This window comes from Spiroplasma endosymbiont of Apeira syringaria, from assembly GCF_964020205.1.
Classification (GTDB): domain Bacteria; phylum Bacillota_I; class Bacilli_A; order Mycoplasmatales; family VBWQ01; genus Spiroplasma_E; species Spiroplasma_E ixodetis_A.
Genome location: NZ_OZ026543.1, coordinates 563164 through 581609 on the forward strand (window position 1 = coordinate 563164; position 18446 = coordinate 581609).

The following is an 18446-nucleotide window of genomic DNA, read 5'->3' on the forward strand; positions in this document are numbered from 1 at the left end:
CACTTGTCTACGTAATTAGTGTCCAATAAAGTGTAACCAATCCACCTTTAAAATTTTCTAATTGTAATTCATTAATATAATATTCATATAAATAATCTCAATTATCACTTGTTAAATACATATCTTCTTCAATTATGTCATTTATACATTTATTACAATAATAACTATTATTTATTTCACTAATTCAAATATATTTTTCATTATGTATATTACATTTCATTTTTTTCACCTATTAATTTATAAAAACATTTATTACAAGTTTTATTTCCATATGATGAATTTTTATGACAAATATCACATGAACCAAATATTTTTTCTTCTTCATATTTTATATATATTCTTTTATCTTCTTTTAAATTCAACATAATTATTAATCCCTTTCTATAATTTTTAAGATTTCTTGTATTTCAATATATTTTTTATTTTTAAGTAATTTTTCATTACATAAATTTTTTATTAATTCTATTTTTTCAACATTAAGTAACATATTTAATTTCCTTTAATACTTTAAATAAAATATTTTTTCATTATGAGTTTTTATATCTTTCATTGGTGTAACTATATAATTTATTGCTAAATCATTATCATTATATGGATTATTGATTTTAAAACTTTTCATATTTTGTTCTCATATAATGTTATATTTAAAACATTCTTGATTTTTATCATTTTTAAAAATATAATAACCATTATATTCTTCATAAAATTCACAAGATATTAATTTGTTTTCAGTAGTATTAATATTTGGAATATTTTTAATATATTTTAAAATATCACTACCTTTAACACTTTCAATATCTTTTGTTATTGATTTTTTCCCTAATTTATAATAAAAATCTTCAATTATTTTTAATGCTATTTTTCTATTTTTTGTATCAATAATAGTATCTTTAATAGGAAATCATGTTTCATATTCACCAATTTCTAATAACATACCTTTAGTTGTTTCTTTAATTTTATTTTTAATATCTAAATTAACATTAATCATTACAAATCCTTTCTATGTATAAGCCTTATCACCTACAGTGATAAAAGGCTTATATACTACTAACTACTTATCTACTATACGTAAGGCTTTATGCTACTGTAGGTAGCAAAGCCTTGGAGGGTAGGGGTTCTAGAGGAAGGGAACCAAAATTTCTGAAATTTTCAAAGAGCAACAGAAAAATTACTATTGGTTAATTCCAGCACAATAGCCTACATAATTTTTTATTTAGTTATGTAATAATTAATTACTTTAATAAAGTGCTGGTTTAATAAAATAATTAATTATAATTGTTCAACAATTAAAAAATGAGAGTATTATCTCTCATTTAACTTCTTTTTAAATCTAACCATTAACTTTATACGCCCGATTTGCTTTTAAAACAAGTTGATGAATAACATTATTTTTAAAATCAAATTTAATAGCATTAGCACGAATTTTTTGTAAATCCAAAATTAAAGTTTTTCCATATCTATTTTCTGTGTGTATTGTATGAACTAAATTTAATCAATCATGTTGGTTCATAGATAGTACTTTTTTTAAATCAGTATTAAATTTTTTTAAAAAGTTAGGCTTTTCTCCCTTTATGTACTATTTTAATTTTATCACATAAATGCTGAGAAAAGCCTATCTACGGACTTCTCCCCACATTTTTAAATCAAACATAGAATTACATTTTCAAAACTAGGTATCTTGTTGAATTTATATGCAGCTTCTTTAGCATATAAATGAACATGATGTTTTGCAACTTTGATATGTGTTTTAAATGTTCTTCTTATATGTTTTCAAACTGATTAAATTTGGTTGGTATTTACACCAATTTTTGAAACATAGCCATCTTGATGGTTAACTGTTTCATGCTTAGTGAAAACTGATTTAAAATCGCAATATCCTTTTCAAGAATCAGTATATACAAGACATTTTGAAGAAATGTGGTTTTTTGCAAACTGCAAAAGATTTTTACTCTTTGCGTTTTTCAATACTTTCACAATTAAATTATTGGTTGTTTTTTGATAAATGCCAACAATCAAGGTTTTATTCACCAAGGATCTTCCTTGTTTTTTAAAACCCATATGTGAAAGATACATTTCATCAATTTGCACTGTACCTTCAACAATAAATTGAGGTTTTTGTTTTGCAATACGTGTTCTGATTTTATGAGTCATTCTTCAAGCAGTTTTCAAAGTCACTCCCAATTCTTTTGCAATATCTGTTGATGGAATTCCATGTTTGGTGTTTATTCATCTAAAGATAAGATAAAACCAAGATGTTAAAGATGTTTGTGACCTTGAAAATATGGTGCCTGTGAGAATGCTAAATGTTTGATTACATTTTAAACATCTCATTCTTTTTAAATCAGAAGTATTCAAATTAAAACTAAAACACCTAATACATTTGTTTTCTTTCAAATTTGCTATATATGCAAGACATTGCTGTTCAGTTTGAAAAGCATTTTTGAATTCATTCAGTTTCATTATTCCCTCCACAAGTACATGTGGGGAGAAGTCCGAAAAGTTATTTGCTTTTTCGATATCTTTAATTTTAAATTTAGGAGTTAATTGTGGACTTAGTTTTATTAATGTATTTTGTAATAATAAGTAATCTTTTAATTCTTGTGCTTCTAATTTTTGAAAATTATTTTTATATTGTCTTTCAGCAACATAACCTAAATCTCGTAATACTGTTTCACGATTAGGAGTAAAACTATAATTCATTAAATAACGTTTATTACCAATAATTTTACGGACTTCTCCCCACATGTACTTGTGGAGGGAATAATGAAACTGAATGAATTCAAAAATGCTTTTCAAACTGAACAGCAATGTCTTGCATATATAGCAAATTTGAAAGAAAACAAATGTATTAGGTGTTTTAATTTTAATTTGAATACTTCTGATTTAAAAAGAATGAGATGTTTAAAATGTAATCAAACATTTAGCATTCTCACAGGCACCATATTTTCAAGGTCACAAACATCTTTAACATCTTGGTTTTATCTTATCTTTAGATGAATAAACACCAAACATGGAATTCCATCAACAGATATTGCAAAAGAATTGGGAGTGACTTTGAAAACTGCTTGAAGAATGACTCATAAAATCAGAACACGTATTGCAAAACAAAAACCTCAATTTATTGTTGAAGGTACAGTGCAAATTGATGAAATGTATCTTTCACATATGGGTTTTAAAAAACAAGGAAGATCCTTGGTGAATAAAACCTTGATTGTTGGCATTTATCAAAAAACAACCAATAATTTAATTGTGAAAGTATTGAAAAACGCAAAGAGTAAAAATCTTTTGCAGTTTGCAAAAAACCACATTTCTTCAAAATGTCTTGTATATACTGATTCTTGAAAAGGATATTGCGATTTTAAATCGAGGCTTTTTAATAATCTGTGTATCTTTGTTTTACAAAGTTACTAATTTAGATTAATTCTGTCTTCAAATTTTATCATAAAATGAGCAATTGCTGTATTTCAATTTTGAATAGGCAATGTTCATTTTTTTGTTATATTTTCAATTGCCAAGTAAAATATTTTGAAAACTGCCATATCATTAGGAAAAACTTTTTTATTTCTGATGATTTTTCGTAATTGACTATTAACAGATTCAATAGCATTTGTAGTATAAATCACTCTTTTGATTTCTACTGGATAACTAATAAAAACCATTAAATTATCTCAATTTTTATATCAAGATTTAGTAATTTGAGGATATTGTTTATTTCATTTACTTTCAAACGATTCTAAAGCTTGCATTGCTTGTTCTTCACTACATGCACTATAAATTGGTTTTAAATCTGCAACTAGACCTTTTCGATGTTTGTATGAAACATATTTTAAACTATTTCTAATTTGATGAACAATGCATAATTGATGTTCTGTTTTAGGATAAACTGATTGTATTGCTTCTGACATGCCTGTTAAATTATCACTACAAGCAATAATAATATCATTTAAGCCACGATTTTTCATTTCTGTGAAATTAGATAATCAAAACTTAGAACCTTCATTTTCACTAATTCATAATCCTAAAACATCTTTTTTGCCTTCTAAATCAACTCCTAATGCTATATAAACTGATTTGTTAATAATCCGTTTATCTTGTCGTACTTTAACTACTATACAATCAAAATAAACAATAGGATAAATACTTTCTAATGGTCGATTTTGTCATGCTTTAACATCATCAATAACATCATCAGTAATTTGACTAATAACACTTTCACTAATATCAGCACCATGATATAACTCTTGCAACTGCATTCTAATGTCAGATAATGTCATTCCTTTTGCATACAAGGAAAGAACTTGTTGATCAAAACCATCAAATCTTCTTTGCCTTTTAGGAACTATTACAGGAGTAAAATTACTATTGCGATCTCTTGGTACATCAATTTCAATTTTACCTTGTTGAGTTATTAATTTTTTTGAACTTGTACCATTACGAGCATTTTCAGTAGTACTATGTTGATTTTTTTCATATCCTAAATAATTTTGCATTTCAGAATTCAACATTTTTTCAACTAATCTTTTTGTTAATTCTTTATATAAACCGCCAGGTTTAAAAACTGTTGTTAAATCTTCAGTATTTTCTAATAATAAATCTACTGCTTTTGATATTGGATCATTATTATTAAAGTTATCTTTTTTAGCCATCTGTAACTCACTCTTTCTAGTCATTTAATTATATTTACTAGAATTAATTAAACATAGTTATTTTTGTAAGTTACACAGATTACTAAACATTTCCCTTAAAATAAATAATCTCTTCCATAACCTTGTCTTTCGATTTTAATTGATGGTTGTTCATCATATATTTTGATATTAATATTAATTTTTCCAATTTTATAATTCTTTTCTTTCATTATTTTCTTCTCCTTTTTTATTTAATATTTCTAAAATTTCCTCTAATTTTTTATTAATTTTTCCTAAATGTTTTAATAAAATTAAAATTGATTTATCCATAAGTTACTCCTATCATTTTTTAATTGTTTTAAATCTATTATCTAAATGTACTTCAATATTTTTACTAGTATTAACTATTAAATGACTATTAATAAAAATTCAATTATTTTGATTACTATCTAATTTTTTAGGTAATTTATCAAATTCAATTGAATTACAAGAATAAATAGTTTTTTCTTTAATTGATTTTTCATTAATCATTTTTATCATTTTTTTCTAATCTAAATTTAAAAATAAAATCTATATCATTTTCTTCAAATTCTTTTTTTACAATTTTATTTCAATTTTTATATTGAATTTCATTTTTAAAACTTAATAATATACTTAATAAGTTATCTTTTATTTCTTCATAATTTCATTGTTCATCTGTGATTACTGATGTAGCACAAATAATTTTTTTTACTTTTCTATTCATTTTATTTCTCCTTATTAATTTAATTTTTTACAATCTCAACATAAATTGTTTTGACAACATTCGTATTTTTGATGTTCATGGCAATAGTATAAAAAATTACATTTGTTCATTTTTATTTCTTCTTAATCATTCTTTAATATTATTTTTCAAAATATTTAATTCTTTAATTTGAACCCTTAAAACATCTAATTCTCATAAATTTAATTGATTTAAATTAATTTCTTCAATTTGATATTCTAAAAATTCAATTCTAGCATTAATATTTTTAACTAATAATTGATTAAAATTACATTTTTTATTTTTACAATATTCTAATTTATATTCCATTTTTATCTTCTCCTTTAAAATATTTTGTTTTTACTTTAAATCATTCAAGTAATAATTCATTAGTTATTTCAATTTCTATTTCTTTTTGAATATTTTTACGGACTTCTCCCCACATGTACTTGTGGAGGGAATAATGAAACTGAATGAATTCAACAATGCTTTTCAAACTGAACAGCAATGTCTTGCATATATAGCAAATTTGAAAGAAAACAAATGTATTAGGTGTTTTAATTTTAATTTGAATACTTCTGATTTAAAAAGAATGAGATGTTTAAAATGTAATCAAACATTTAGCATTCTCACAGGCACCATATTTTCAAGGTCACAAACATCTTTAACATCTTGGTTTTATCTTATCTTTAGATGAATAAACACCAAACATGGAATTCCATCAACAGATATTGCAAAAGAATTGGGAGTGACTTTGAAAACTGCTTGAAGAATGACTCATAAAATCAGAACACGTATTGCAAAACAAAAACCTCAATTTATTGTTGAAGGTACAGTGCAAATTGATGAAATGTATCTTTCACATATGGGTTTTAAAAAACAAGGAAGATCCTTGGTGAATAAAACCTTGATTGTTGGCATTTATCAAAAAACAACCAATAATTTAATTGTGAAAGTATTGAAAAACGCAAAGAGTAAAAATCTTTTGCAGTTTGCAAAAAACCACATTTCTTCAAAATGTCTTGTATATACTGATTCTTGAAAAGGATATTGCGATTTTAAATCAGTTTTCACTAATCATGAAACAGTTAACCATCAAGATGGCTATGTTTCAAAAATTGGTGTAAATACCAACCAAATTGAATCAGTTTGAAAACATATAAGAAGAACATTTAAAACACATATCAAAGTTGCAAAACATCATGTTCATTTATATGCTAAAGAAGCTGCATATAAATTCAACAAGATACCTAGTTTTGAAACTGTAATTCTATGTTTGATTTAAAAATGTGGGGAGAAGTCCGTAGATAGGCTTTTATCAGCATTTATGTGATAAAATTAAAATAGTACATAAAGGGAGAAAAGCCTATTTTTATTAGTTAAATAAACATAAGTTTTATTAGATGGTCATATACCATTAGCAAGTAACATACAATAATAAGCAGTTAATTGTAATTTAATTCTTTTTAATTTATCTTCATCAATAGAAGCATAAGTTTTATAATCTACTAAATAATATTTATTTTCTTTTTTATTTAAATAAAATAAATCTGGTGTTCCAGCAATTACACTATCATTAATAGGTTTTTATATAATAAATTCATAATTATTTTTATCTTTAAATTTTTCTTTTAAAAACATAAGTGATTTTTTACAATAAGAATAATTTATATTATTAGTTAATGGTTTTAATTTTTTTAATAAATTATTAATAATATTTTCTTCATTAATATTTTGTAAATATAATTCATTAAGTTTATGAACTCATTTACCACGAACTGAAGCATTTTTTAATACTTCTGGTGCTATATGACTATATCCAAAACCTAAATAATTATCAATAATTCTAGAAACTGATATTAATTCTTTATTATCAATAAAATATTGATGTGTTTCTTTTTTAAATATTATTTGCAACATTCTCATATACCTTTAACACGAGCATCATATTTAATAATTATTTTTTTAAATTTATGTTCTTGAATAGAACCTTTAAAATTTCAATTTTCTCAATTTTTATCAAATACTTTTCATAAATTATTATTAAAATTATTAAAATCACATCGATAAGTCATGTTTATTTTCCTTTCATTAATTAAGTTTTTCTTGATTTGGATATTGCATATCTAATTCAAATGCTAATATTTCATAATGGATAATATATGCATCTTCTAATAAATGATGTTTATAATTTTTATGAAAATTATTTGCTTCCTTAAATGTATAAAAAACTTTATATTTTGTTTCAAATGTATAATTAACTTTATATTTTATTAAATAAACGTATGTCATATTTATTTTTTTCCTTTATTTTATTTATTGTGTTATGATATTGTTAATGAGGTATGTATTTATATATAAACCCCCCTATTTTTTTAAATAATACAAATGTAATTGTTAATTAGATTAATGGGTTCTTTACTGAGCCATAATAAGGCTATTCAAATTAATCTATAATTACATTAAGCGATACAGTGTAACATTTTAACTTGCTTAACATTAAATGCTCTTTTATTCTGATATAGAAGTATTTACATTTCGTACTCACTATTAGACTTCTACGACAGTTTTATTAAGTTTTAATCTTTTAACAAAAAAAGAACGATAGTTATATCGTTCTTTGTTATTTCTAAATCTATCTATTAAATTAATGCGCTCTCTTTACAAGCATTTGGATAATCAATATCTTTATCAATATCTTTTGTTGTAATTAAACCAATCAATTTATTATTTGAACCAACAATTGGTAGTTTTTCAATTTTATTTTTTAACATAACTTGTTTTGCTTGTTCGATTGTTGTTGTTTTATCACCAACAATTAAATTTTTGGTAGTCATAATATTTTTAACTAATGCATTATCATTATCAAGATATTTAAAATCACGATTAGTAACAATTCCAATTAGTTGATTTTCTTCATTTACAACAGGCAATCCAGAAATTCGATAAGTACTCATAATTGATTTTGCTTCACTAATTAAAGTTTGAACACCAATAGTAATTGGATCAGTAATAAAACCTGACTCATTTCTTTTCACTTTTTGTACTTCTAAAGCTTGTTCAGCAATTGATAAATTTTTATGAATAATGCCAATACCACCAACTCTTGCCATGGCAATTGCTAGATCAGATTCAGTAACTGTATCCATAGCAGCAGATAAAATTGGAATATTTAATTCAATTTTATTTGTTAATTTAGTTTTTAAAGAAACTTGATTTGGTAAAACTTCTGAATATCCTGGAACTAATAATACATCATCAAAAGTAATTCCTTCACATATTATTTTTTGATTTAAATCTTTATTCATAGTTTACTCCCATTCTATAGTACCTGGTGGCTTTGATGTAATATCATAAACTACTCTATTAACACCATCTACTTTATTAATAATCTCATTTGCAACTTCATCTAGAAATTTTCATGGTAAATGTGAACTTGTTGCTGTCATAAAGTCAATTGTATTAACGCTTCTTAAACTAACAACATAATCATAAGTGCGATTATCACCCATTACGCCCACAGTTTTAACTGGTAGCAAAGTGGCAAATGCTTGTGATACTTGATTATATATATTTTTTTCTTTCAATTTGGTAATAAAAATATGATCAACTTCTTGTAAAATTAAACATTTTTCTTTTGTTACTTCTTCTATAACTCTAACTCCTAATCCAGGACCAGGGAAAGGATGACGATTAATTAATGTTTCAGGTAACCCAAGTTTTAAACCAATTTCTCTTACTTCATCTTTAAATAAGGTTTTTAATGGTTCTAACAATTTAAATTGTAAATCATCAGGTAAACCACCAACATTATGATGAGTTTTAATTGTTTTTGAACTTGCATGTTTACTTGAAGATTCAATAATATCTGGATAAATTGTTCCTTGTGCTAAAAAATCAGCCGTTTTAAATTTTCTTGCTGCTGTTGTAAATACATCAATAAATTGTTTACCAATAATTTTTATTTTTTCTTCAGCATTTTTAACACCTTTTAAGGCAGTAAAAAAATGTTTACTTGCATCAATCTTTCGTGCAACTTGCTATTGTAAATAAAAAATTTTCAATTATTTGCTTACCAAATTCTGAATAGGTAACTTCAGCATGAAATTGTATACCATAAATTGGTTTAGTCAAATGTGCAATTGCTGAAATTGAAGAATCAGAATGAGCTATTTGTATAAAATCTTTTGGAATTTTTGTTACATGATCAGCATGACTCATTCATACTTTTGATTGATTAGCAACTTTTTTAAACAATTTATTATTTGGTTGATCAAGATATAAAATTGATTTTCCAAATTCTTGTTCATATGCTAATTCTACTTTCCCTTTAAAATGATTTGTCAATAATTGCATGCCATAACAAACGCCTAAAATTGCAACTGGTAAATTAAAAATTGCTTGATCAATTTTATAAGCATTTTGTAAATAAACACTTGATGGTCCACCAGATAAAATAATTGCTTTTAAATTGGGATATGTTTTTATTTTTTGATAACTAATATTAAAAGATAAAACTTCAGTATAAACATTTGCTTCTCTTACTCTTCTTGCTAATAATTGTGTATATTGACTTCCAAAATCTAAAATAAATACTTGTGTATTTATCATTTTTATTCCTCCAAATATAATAGTAATTAAATCATTTTTTGACAAAAAATAAACGGACTTCTCCCCACATGTACTTGTGGAGGGAATAATGAAACTGAATGAATTCAACAATGCTTTTCAAACTGAACAGCAATGTCTTGCATATATAGCAAATTTGAAAGAAAACAAATGTATTAGGTGTTTTAATTTTAATTTGAATACTTCTGATTTAAAAAGAATGAGATGTTTAAAATGTAATCAAACATTTAGCATTCTCACAGGCACCATATTTTCAAGGTCACAAACATCTTTAACATCTTGGTTTTATCTTATCTTTAGATGAATAAACACCAAACATGGAATTCCATCAACAGATATTGCAAAAGAATTGGGAGTGACTTTGAAAACTGCTTGAAGAATGACTCATAAAATCAGAACACGTATTGCAAAACAAAAACCTCAATTTATTGTTGAAGGTACAGTGCAAATTGATGAAATGTATCTTTCACATATGGGTTTTAAAAAACAAGGAAGATCCTTGGTGAATAAAACCTTGATTGTTGGCATTTATCAAAAAACAACCAATAATTTAATTGTGAAAGTATTGAAAAACGCAAAGAGTAAAAATCTTTTGCAGTTTGCAAAAAACCACATTTCTTCAAAATGTCTTGTATATACTGATTCTTGAAAAGGATATTGCGATTTTAAATCAGTTTTCACTAAGCATGAAACAGTTAACCATCAAGATGGCTATGTTTCAAAAATTGGTGTAAATACCAACCAAATTGAATCAGTTTGAAAACATATAAGAAGAACATTTAAAACACATATCAAAGTTGCAAAACATCATGTTCATTTATATGCTAAAGAAGCTGCATATAAATTCAACAAGATACCTAGTTTTGAAACTGTAATTCTATGTTTGATTTAAAAATGTGGGGAGAAGTCCGGAGATAGGCTTTTCTCAGCATTTATGTGATAAAATTAAAATAGTACATAAAGGGAGAAAAGCCAAAATAAAATAGATTACACTAATAATTATTTTATGATAAATTTTAATTTCTTTAAAATATAATTAAAAAAATTGAAATTAATGATAAGAACATATGAAAAAGAGTAATCATTTATTAATGATTACTCTTAAAAGTTAAATTATATTTTAAAGAAATTAAGTTGTAACTGATCTGGCTTCATTTTCATGAATTTTAATTCGTTCTAATTCTGTTTCGGGTTCATTAAGTAAATATTTTATTGCTTCTTCTTCAGTCATTGGTATGAATTCTTGATCTAATTGATTTTGATAATCTAAATTTGATGCTAAGCGTATTTTTAATTTTGGTTGATAATAAATAAAATATCAAATAACAGCAATTGCAATTAACATTCAAAACATTAAGAACTCAATAATAACAGCTATTAATACTTCGCCTCTTTTATTAATCATGTCATTAACCATGCCATAATTAAAAAAAACAAACTGACTAAGCAAAAATAAACCACAATCAACAAAAATAATTCATTCTCAAATTTTAATTTTAATTTGTTTACGATAACCCATAACACATGTGGCAGCTAATACAAAAATATATACAGCAATAGTAATGTTAGTAGAAAATCCTAGTACTGTATTAAAATCAAAAGGTGCACCAATTAAATCTGGGATTATTAACATAATAATACAAGCAATAATAGTAATAATTAAATTAGCTGTACTAGCACGCATTGCAATATTTTCTTTATTTAATTTGGCTAATTTTTCATTAATATATCCTTCTTTGGCTAATGGTTGAATCATACCACCAGAATATAAAGAATTTTGCATAGCACCATTTAATTTCAATGATAAAGTAGAAACAACTAGTACAATCATACCAGTAATACCAGCAATTCCTGATATAACATTATTTGGATTATATTCATTAGTAGCTCCAGATCAACCATTTTGGCCATTTGTACCGTCAATAGTAATGGCACCAAATATTAATACTGATACAGCTAAATAAAAAATAGTTGATAATAATAAAACTATTAAAATACCTTTACCAAAGTTTTTAGTTGGATTTTTAACATTTTTTCCAACAACAATAAAAGTTTCAAAACCAATAAAGAAATAGAAGAATCCACTAAATGCATTATTAATTTTTGGTAAAGTTAAATTAATGTTTTTTGTTCCTTCAGCCGCTTCTGAAAATGCTAAACCTTTATTAGTTACTACCAAAATAATAGCACAAACAATTAAAAACAAAGCAGAACCTCATTTAATAATACCAGAAATATTAACAAATCAACGAAATCCCTTCATTCCAAAATACATGCAACTAGCAACAGCAGCATAAATAAAAATACCAATACTATCAATAATTAAACTTGATCATCGTTCAGGAGCTCAATCAAAAATTAATAATTGATCTAAATTCACTCGAAACATAGAAATAATAGTTACAATAATTGTTGAAGGTAAAGTAATATATTGAATAAAACCAATTATTCAACCTCAAAAACGACCAAAAACTCCACGAACATAAACATAAGCGCCACCATTAGTGTCATGATAAACACGACTACATTTAGTAAAAGCAAGTGCAGTTCCCGCAGCAATTAAAGCACATAATAAAATAACTCATAGCATATGTAAACCAACGCCACCATTATTTCAATAATAAATGCCAATTAATGCCATTGGAAATGCAATACCACAAGTATAGTTAAAACCAATTCATATTAATTCATTAAGACTAATTTTTTCATTATTAGCACGAGATGATTTTGCTCAAAATTTTAATTTTTTTAAATTAAACATTCAATTAGTAATTCCTTTCAAAAAATAAATTATTTTTAACGGACTTCTCCCCACATGTACTTGTGGAGGGAATAATGAAACTGAATGAATTCAACAATGCTTTTCAAACTGAACAGCAATGTCTTGCATATATAGCAAATTTGAAAGAAAACAAATGTATTAGGTGTTTTAATTTTAATTTGAATACTTCTGATTTAAAAAGAATGAGATGTTTAAAATGTAATCAAACATTTAGCATTCTCACAGGCACCATATTTTCAAGGTCACAAACATCTTTAACATCTTGGTTTTATCTTATCTTTAGATGAATAAACACCAAACATGGAATTCCATCAACAGATATTGCAAAAGAATTGGGAGTGACTTTGAAAAATGCTTGAAGAATGACTCATAAAATCAGAACACGTATTGCAAAACAAAAACCTCAATTTATTGTTGAAGGTACAGTGCAAATTGATGAAATGTATCTTTCACATATGGGTTTTAAAAAACAAGGAAGATCCTTGGTGAATAAAACCTTGATTGTTGGCATTTATCAAAAAACAACCAATAATTTAATTGTGAAAGTATTGAAAAACGCAAAGAGTAAAAATCTTTTGCAGTTTGCAAAAAACCACATTTCTTCAAAATGTCTTGTATATAATGATTCTTGAAAAGGATATTGCGATTTTAAATCAGTTTTCACTAAGCATGAAACAGTTAACCATCAAGATGGCTATGTTTCAAAAATTGGTGTAAATACCAACCAAATTGAATCAGTTTGAAAACATATAAGAAGAACATTTAAAACACATATCAAAGTTGCAAAACATCATGTTCATTTATATGCTAAAGAAGCTGCATATAAATTCAACAAGATACCTAGTTTTGAAACTGTAATTCTATGTTTGATTTAAAAATGTGGGGAGAAGTCCGTAGATAGGCTTTTCTCAGCATTTATGTGATAAAATTAAAATAGTACATAAAGGGAGAAAAGCCATTTTTAATTATAACTTAAAAAAATATTTTTATGATAAAAAATATTTTTATTTTTTAATTATCAAAATTTTATGATATTAGAACAAAAGTAGTTTTAAAGTGATTAGCAAATTAAACAATAAAATATAACAAATTATATTATTATAATTTGTTATATAAAGAATTACTAATTATTTTACTTTTAATTTTCCTTAAATAATGAGTAAAAAAATCTTAATTTCTTCTTATTTAAATTTTGATATTTTTTATAATAATTATCAAAAAAACATTAAACTTTACGAACTGGACTTTTTACTCAATAAGTTCAATTACCAGTAAAAACATTTGTAAAATCACCTTCATTTAAATATTTTAATCCGTGATTATTTGTTCCTCAAACTTCATCTATCTTACCATTACTATCACGATTTAATGATCATATTCTAATGTTTGCTAATTTATTTGTTTGTGCTCAATTATATAAATCTTTAGCATCTTCTAAAGTAAAATAGTTATTATTTATATCATTAATACCAATCATTGGTGTAATACCTAGTTTTTGATAAACATCAGTAAGTAATAAATTAGATTTTGGAAAATATTGTTTTATTAATTCAAAATATTGGTTAGCAGTACTTTTAATTGCTTGTTTAGCAATATCAAAAAAAGTTAAACCTTTATCAATTACTTCTTGTCCAACAATTTCACCATAATCCATAGCCATAATGTTAATTGTAAATAAATCTTCAACTTTTAAATCTGCTTTTTGATATATTTCTAAAGCTATTTTAATAACATTCTCAATATCTCTACCAACTAGCACTGTTGGCATTACTGGTAATGTAACACTAAAGTTTCAATTTTGATTATTTCTTTTCATTTTTGTTAATGTAGTAAATAAAACCTTCATTCCATTAATATGATCACTATCAAAGTTTATCCCTTCAATATCTAAGTCTAAATTTAATGGCATATCTTTAGTTTCAAAACCTGCAAATTTAGTAATGCGTTCTTGATACTCAATCAAAGCTGGTTGTAGCATTGCTACTGCTTTATTAATATCTTTATTAGATAGCGTATATGCAACATCTCATGGATTATAACCAACAGCTGAAGCAGCACCACCATAAGCAACAACAATATTATTAAAACCATCATTCTTTACTAAAGGTTTAAGCACTTCTGGTTTCAATTTATTTTCTACTCAATAATCATATCCGGCGCCCAAAGACTGTCCAGCAATAGTTAATTCTAACTTATCTTTAATTGCAATTGCTTGCTGAACAAAAGCCAAAGTAATAGATTTTAAATCTTTTATTTTATTAAAAACTTTTTTACCATCATGTAATATAATTTCTTTACCATTAATTAAGTCTCTAGGAGTTGTTCCTATTCATAATCCTCCATCATAATAAGGTTGGAATAAATAGTTAGCATGTTGTTTAACTTTATTAGTAACTGATTGACCATCACGATTAGGGTTAACTTCAATTCAATTACGAATTAAACCTTTTCACGTTTCTAAATTTATTTTTATCATAATTACTTTTTTTCCTTTCATTAAAATAATAAGATTTATTAAAATATTAATTTTTCTAAAATTATTTCAAAATAAAAAATAATTGGCAATTTAGCACCAATTTTAAAATTTTATTAGGAAAATTAAATTAAAATAAATCTTAATTCTAATTTTATACTTGAAAAAATTAATATGTAATAAAAAATTTCTTATAAAAAAGTACTTTTTTATAAGAAATTAATTAAAAATACTTAAAAATGTCCAAAAAATAGACATTTTTAATAAAAATAAATTTATACAAATTTTTTAATAGCACTATGATTAGAACTAATAATTCTAATACCACCATGATTTTTATGAAAAGCAACTTGAATTTTATCACCAATTAATTTAGTAATAATACCTTTGCCAAAAATTTCATGAATAATTATATCTCCAACATTTCAATTATTAGTTATTTCAACCTTATCTTTATTATCAGCTTTATAGTAATTAAATTTAGAATGATTACGATTTTGATAAGTTGCTGCCATTTCTTGATGTTCGTTATTAATGATTTTTAAATATTTAAGATCTAAATCTTTTAAGAAACGAGATGGTTGTTTCATACGATCCAAGATATATGAATATCCACCGGCACTAGATAAAAATAATCATTTTTTTGCCCTAGTAATTGAAACATAAAAAAGTCGTCGTTCTTCTTCAATTTTATCTAAGTTTTCTACACTAGATTTACCTATTCCAGGCAAAATACCTTCATTAATGCCAACTATAAAAACAACATCAAATTCTAAACCTTTAGCACTGTGAATTGTCATTAAATTAACGGCTTTATTAGTACTATTTTCATCTAAATCAGTATATAAACTTACTTCTTGTAAAAATGACGTTAATAATTCTTCGCCTTGTAATTCATTATTACTACTATCATATTCAAGCAATTGTTCTAATAATTGTTGAACATTTTCAATTCTTTCTTTTTCAAGATTATCTTCTAGTTTTTTTAAATAATTAGTTTTATTTAATAAATTTTCAACCATGTTATGTAAAGAAGTAACATCTTTGATATTAGTTTGCATCTCATTAATTAAATTAATTAAAGGTTGTAAATGTTGACGATAATTTTTTGGTAATCCATACTGAAATTTAAATAAGTATTCATTTAAAGTTAGTGATTGTTCATTAGCAAGTAATAATAAGTTATCAATAGCTTTTGGTCCAATTTTAGGTGTTGCATTTAAAATTCTAATCATTGATATATTATCATTTCAAACAATAATTTTTAAATATGCCAAAATGTCTTTAATTTCTTTACGTTCAAAAAATTTATAACCACCAAAAATTTTATAATTTATATTATTATTAATCAAAGCTTGTTCTAAATCTTTTGATAAATAATTATTACGATAAAGAATAGCAATTTTATTCAAATCTAAATGATATTTTAAATGAATTTTTTTAACAGTTGTTGCAACTCAATGTGCTTCTTGATCACTACTACTAGCATGATACATAACAATATCATTACCAAGATCATTTTTAGTAAACAGTTCTTTTTCAATACGTTGAACATTATTTTTAATTAAACTATTAGCTGTATTTAAAATCTTAGTTGTTGAACGATAATTTTGATTTAAAATAAATGTTTGTGTATTAGGAAATTGTTTAGTAAAATTCAATATTAAATTAATATTTGCTCCTCTTCAACTATAAATAGTTTGATCGGGATCACCAACTACAGTAATATTTTTATGATTTTTAGCAAGTGACAATAAAATATTATATTGAATATCATTAGTGTCTTGAAATTCATCAACTAAAATAAAATCAAATTTCTTTTCTCATTTTGTTAAAATATGTGGAAATTCTTTAAATAGACGTTCAACTAATAATAATAAATCATCAAAATCTAAACATGAATTAATAAATTGATATTTTTTATACGATTCAAAAACTTTGATACGTAAAATTCACTCATCTTGATTTTGATAATCAGCTAATAATTCATCTTGAGAAAGATAATTATTTTTTCAGTTAGAAATATTAGAACTTAATAATCTTAACTCCTGCAATTCAGCTTTATGTGAAAATTCTTTTTGAAAAATATCTTTTAATATTTTTCGTTGATCTTCTTGATCAATAATATTAAAATTATTATTAATATTTAAATGATGAATATCTCTTCTTAATATTTTGGCACATAATGCATGATAAGTAACAATATTAACATTAATGTTGATATCATTTAAAAGTTGCATTATTCGTTCTTTCATTTCGCGTGCTGCTTTATTAGTAAAAGTTAATGCCAATATTTTTTCACTAGCAATTTTAATTACATTAATTAAGTAAGCAATTTTATATGTTATAACCCGCGTCTTTCCAACTCCAGCCCCCGCAATAATACGACATGGGCCATCAACATTAATAATTGCTTGTAGTTGTTGTTCATTTAGATTTTCTAAAAGTTTTGTTTTATCCATGTTATTTATCCTTAAGTTAGTAAGAGTATATACTATTAAAGACTATTTATATTTTCTAATTCGTCATCATTAATATTTCCTGGTTGAGAATAAACTAAATGAATATGTTGATCATTAACGTTAGTTAATATCTTCCGTTTATTAGTTGCAAGCGGTTTCTTGTTAATGACAAAAGTTTTATGATTACGATCAAAGAATAGCTGATGATATTTATCAATTTTAGTGACGATCATAATCCCACAATACCAAGCAAAATCAAAACTAACTACAGAACGAATAAGAATATTTAATCAAGAATTTAAAGTACTATTACTATTAATAGTAGCAATGTTTTCATTAAAAGTCAATTTCATAAAAATAATTATTGAAGTGGTTAATAATAAAGGAATAAAAACTAAAAATAGTTCACGATAAAAAAAATGTTTTAACTTTAAATCTTGATTTTTTTCATTTACTAATCTTATTTGAAAAATTAATTTTCCTAAAGTTTGACCATTACATTTTCATGGAATAATAATAAAATATATAATAACAATAATTATATTAATAATAAAAATAATTATTAATTGTCATGATTCTTGATTACCTTTATTATCTAAATAATGGATTGCTAATCCAATTATTAATGGGATTAAACTAACAAAAATCACGTCAAAAATACGTGCAATAATACGTTTTCATGTTTTAGCTATTATATATGTTTCGGTTGTATCTAATTTTTTAATATTCATTT

20 protein-coding genes and 2 pseudogenes are annotated in these 18446 nt (G+C 24.4%); 4 read left to right on the top strand and 18 right to left on the bottom strand.

Annotated elements, in window-relative coordinates; translation table 4 throughout:
• Nucleotides 1-7: 7 nt before the first annotated feature.
• From AACL02_RS03500 to AACL02_RS03515, 4 genes are all read right to left on the bottom strand, one after another.
• Nucleotides 8-220: a hypothetical protein gene (locus AACL02_RS03500; protein ID WP_339042810.1), complete on the bottom strand. Its 213-nt coding sequence runs from the start codon at nucleotides 218-220 to the stop codon at nucleotides 8-10.
• On the bottom strand, nucleotides 210-365 hold the full coding sequence (locus AACL02_RS03505; protein WP_339042811.1) for a hypothetical protein: 156 nt from the start codon (nucleotides 363-365) through the stop codon (nucleotides 210-212). The genes AACL02_RS03500 and AACL02_RS03505 overlap by 11 nt, the downstream gene beginning before the upstream one ends.
• Nucleotides 366-499: 134 nt before the next feature.
• Entirely contained in the window at nucleotides 500-988 is a 489-nt protein-coding gene (locus AACL02_RS03510) for a hypothetical protein (protein WP_339042812.1), read from the bottom strand.
• Nucleotides 989-1779: 791 nt separating this feature from the next.
• Nucleotides 1780-2460 (bottom strand): IS1595 family transposase, encoded by a 681-nt coding sequence (locus AACL02_RS03515; protein ID WP_339042813.1) that lies wholly within the window; start codon nucleotides 2458-2460, stop codon nucleotides 1780-1782.
• A 612-nt stretch (nucleotides 2461-3072) separates the two neighbouring features.
• On the opposite strand from AACL02_RS03515, the gene AACL02_RS03520 reads away from it, so the two are divergent.
• Entirely contained in the window at nucleotides 3073-3411 is a 339-nt protein-coding gene (locus AACL02_RS03520) for a transposase (RefSeq protein ID WP_339043541.1), read from the top strand.
• Here the strand turns inward: AACL02_RS03520 and AACL02_RS03525 are convergent.
• The 5 genes from AACL02_RS03525 to AACL02_RS03545 form a co-directional block, all read right to left on the bottom strand.
• Nucleotides 3408-4646, bottom strand: coding sequence for an IS256 family transposase (locus tag AACL02_RS03525; RefSeq protein WP_339043542.1), 1239 nt, complete (start codon nucleotides 4644-4646; stop codon nucleotides 3408-3410). The genes AACL02_RS03520 and AACL02_RS03525 overlap by 4 nt on opposite strands.
• Before the next feature lie 318 nt (nucleotides 4647-4964).
• Nucleotides 4965-5156 carry a hypothetical protein gene (locus tag AACL02_RS03530; protein WP_339042814.1) on the bottom strand — a complete coding sequence of 64 codons (192 nt, stop codon included), beginning with the start codon at nucleotides 5154-5156 and terminating at the stop codon, nucleotides 4965-4967.
• Nucleotides 5149-5370: a hypothetical protein gene (locus AACL02_RS03535; protein ID WP_174481251.1), complete on the bottom strand. Its 222-nt coding sequence runs from the start codon at nucleotides 5368-5370 to the stop codon at nucleotides 5149-5151. The genes AACL02_RS03530 and AACL02_RS03535 overlap by 8 nt, the downstream gene beginning before the upstream one ends.
• 96 nt (nucleotides 5371-5466) lie before the next feature.
• On the bottom strand, nucleotides 5467-5697 hold the full coding sequence (locus tag AACL02_RS03540) for a hypothetical protein (protein WP_339042815.1): 231 nt from the start codon (nucleotides 5695-5697) through the stop codon (nucleotides 5467-5469).
• Nucleotides 5687-5812 (bottom strand): hypothetical protein, encoded by a 126-nt coding sequence (locus AACL02_RS03545; RefSeq protein ID WP_339042816.1) that lies wholly within the window; start codon nucleotides 5810-5812, stop codon nucleotides 5687-5689. The genes AACL02_RS03540 and AACL02_RS03545 overlap by 11 nt, the downstream gene beginning before the upstream one ends.
• A gap of 327 nt (nucleotides 5813-6139) precedes the next feature.
• Between AACL02_RS03545 and AACL02_RS03550 the strand changes: the two genes are divergently transcribed.
• Nucleotides 6140-6652 (top strand): IS1595 family transposase, encoded by a 513-nt coding sequence (locus AACL02_RS03550; protein WP_339043544.1) that lies wholly within the window; start codon nucleotides 6140-6142, stop codon nucleotides 6650-6652.
• A 53-nt stretch (nucleotides 6653-6705) separates the two neighbouring features.
• On the opposite strand, the gene AACL02_RS12450 is transcribed toward AACL02_RS03550, so the two are convergent.
• The 5 genes and pseudogenes from AACL02_RS12450 to guaA form a co-directional block, all read right to left on the bottom strand.
• Complete coding sequence (locus tag AACL02_RS12450) at nucleotides 6706-6948, bottom strand: PD-(D/E)XK nuclease family protein (RefSeq protein WP_422397841.1); 243 nt, start codon at nucleotides 6946-6948, stop codon at nucleotides 6706-6708.
• A 6-nt stretch (nucleotides 6949-6954) separates the two neighbouring features.
• Complete coding sequence (locus AACL02_RS03555; protein WP_339042817.1) at nucleotides 6955-7287, bottom strand: hypothetical protein; 333 nt, start codon at nucleotides 7285-7287, stop codon at nucleotides 6955-6957.
• Nucleotides 7275-7442, bottom strand: coding sequence for a hypothetical protein (locus tag AACL02_RS03560; protein ID WP_339042818.1), 168 nt, complete (start codon nucleotides 7440-7442; stop codon nucleotides 7275-7277). Before AACL02_RS03560 ends, AACL02_RS03555 begins: the two co-directional genes overlap by 13 nt.
• Before the next feature lie 582 nt (nucleotides 7443-8024).
• Nucleotides 8025-8675 (bottom strand): annotated as a pseudogene (locus tag AACL02_RS03565) (IMP dehydrogenase); the annotation flags it as partial.
• A 3-nt stretch (nucleotides 8676-8678) separates the two neighbouring features.
• A pseudogene (gene guaA / locus AACL02_RS12455) lies at nucleotides 8679-9978 on the bottom strand (glutamine-hydrolyzing GMP synthase).
• Between the two features lie 88 nt (nucleotides 9979-10066).
• Here guaA and AACL02_RS03580 point away from each other — a divergent pair.
• On the top strand, nucleotides 10067-10888 hold the full coding sequence (locus AACL02_RS03580; protein WP_281747836.1) for an IS1595 family transposase: 822 nt from the start codon (nucleotides 10067-10069) through the stop codon (nucleotides 10886-10888).
• Nucleotides 10889-11125: 237 nt separating this feature from the next.
• On the opposite strand, the gene AACL02_RS03585 is transcribed toward AACL02_RS03580, so the two are convergent.
• Nucleotides 11126-12886, bottom strand: a complete 1761-nt coding sequence (locus tag AACL02_RS03585) for an APC family permease (RefSeq protein WP_339042821.1) — start codon at nucleotides 12884-12886, stop codon at nucleotides 11126-11128.
• On the opposite strand from AACL02_RS03585, the gene AACL02_RS03590 reads away from it, so the two are divergent.
• Nucleotides 12832-13653: an IS1595 family transposase gene (locus tag AACL02_RS03590; RefSeq protein ID WP_339042822.1), complete on the top strand. Its 822-nt coding sequence runs from the start codon at nucleotides 12832-12834 to the stop codon at nucleotides 13651-13653. The two genes, AACL02_RS03585 and AACL02_RS03590, sit on opposite strands and share 55 nt — an antisense overlap.
• 350 nt (nucleotides 13654-14003) lie before the next feature.
• On the opposite strand, the gene AACL02_RS03595 is transcribed toward AACL02_RS03590, so the two are convergent.
• The 3 genes from AACL02_RS03595 to AACL02_RS03605 form a co-directional block, all read right to left on the bottom strand.
• Nucleotides 14004-15275 (bottom strand): hypothetical protein, encoded by a 1272-nt coding sequence (locus AACL02_RS03595; RefSeq protein WP_339042823.1) that lies wholly within the window; start codon nucleotides 15273-15275, stop codon nucleotides 14004-14006.
• A gap of 251 nt (nucleotides 15276-15526) precedes the next feature.
• Complete coding sequence (locus AACL02_RS03600; protein ID WP_339042824.1) at nucleotides 15527-17713, bottom strand: ATP-dependent helicase; 2187 nt, start codon at nucleotides 17711-17713, stop codon at nucleotides 15527-15529.
• Nucleotides 17714-17748: 35 nt separating this feature from the next.
• Entirely contained in the window at nucleotides 17749-18444 is a 696-nt protein-coding gene (locus AACL02_RS03605) for an RDD family protein (RefSeq protein WP_339042825.1), read from the bottom strand.
• Nucleotides 18445-18446: the final 2 nt, after the last annotated feature.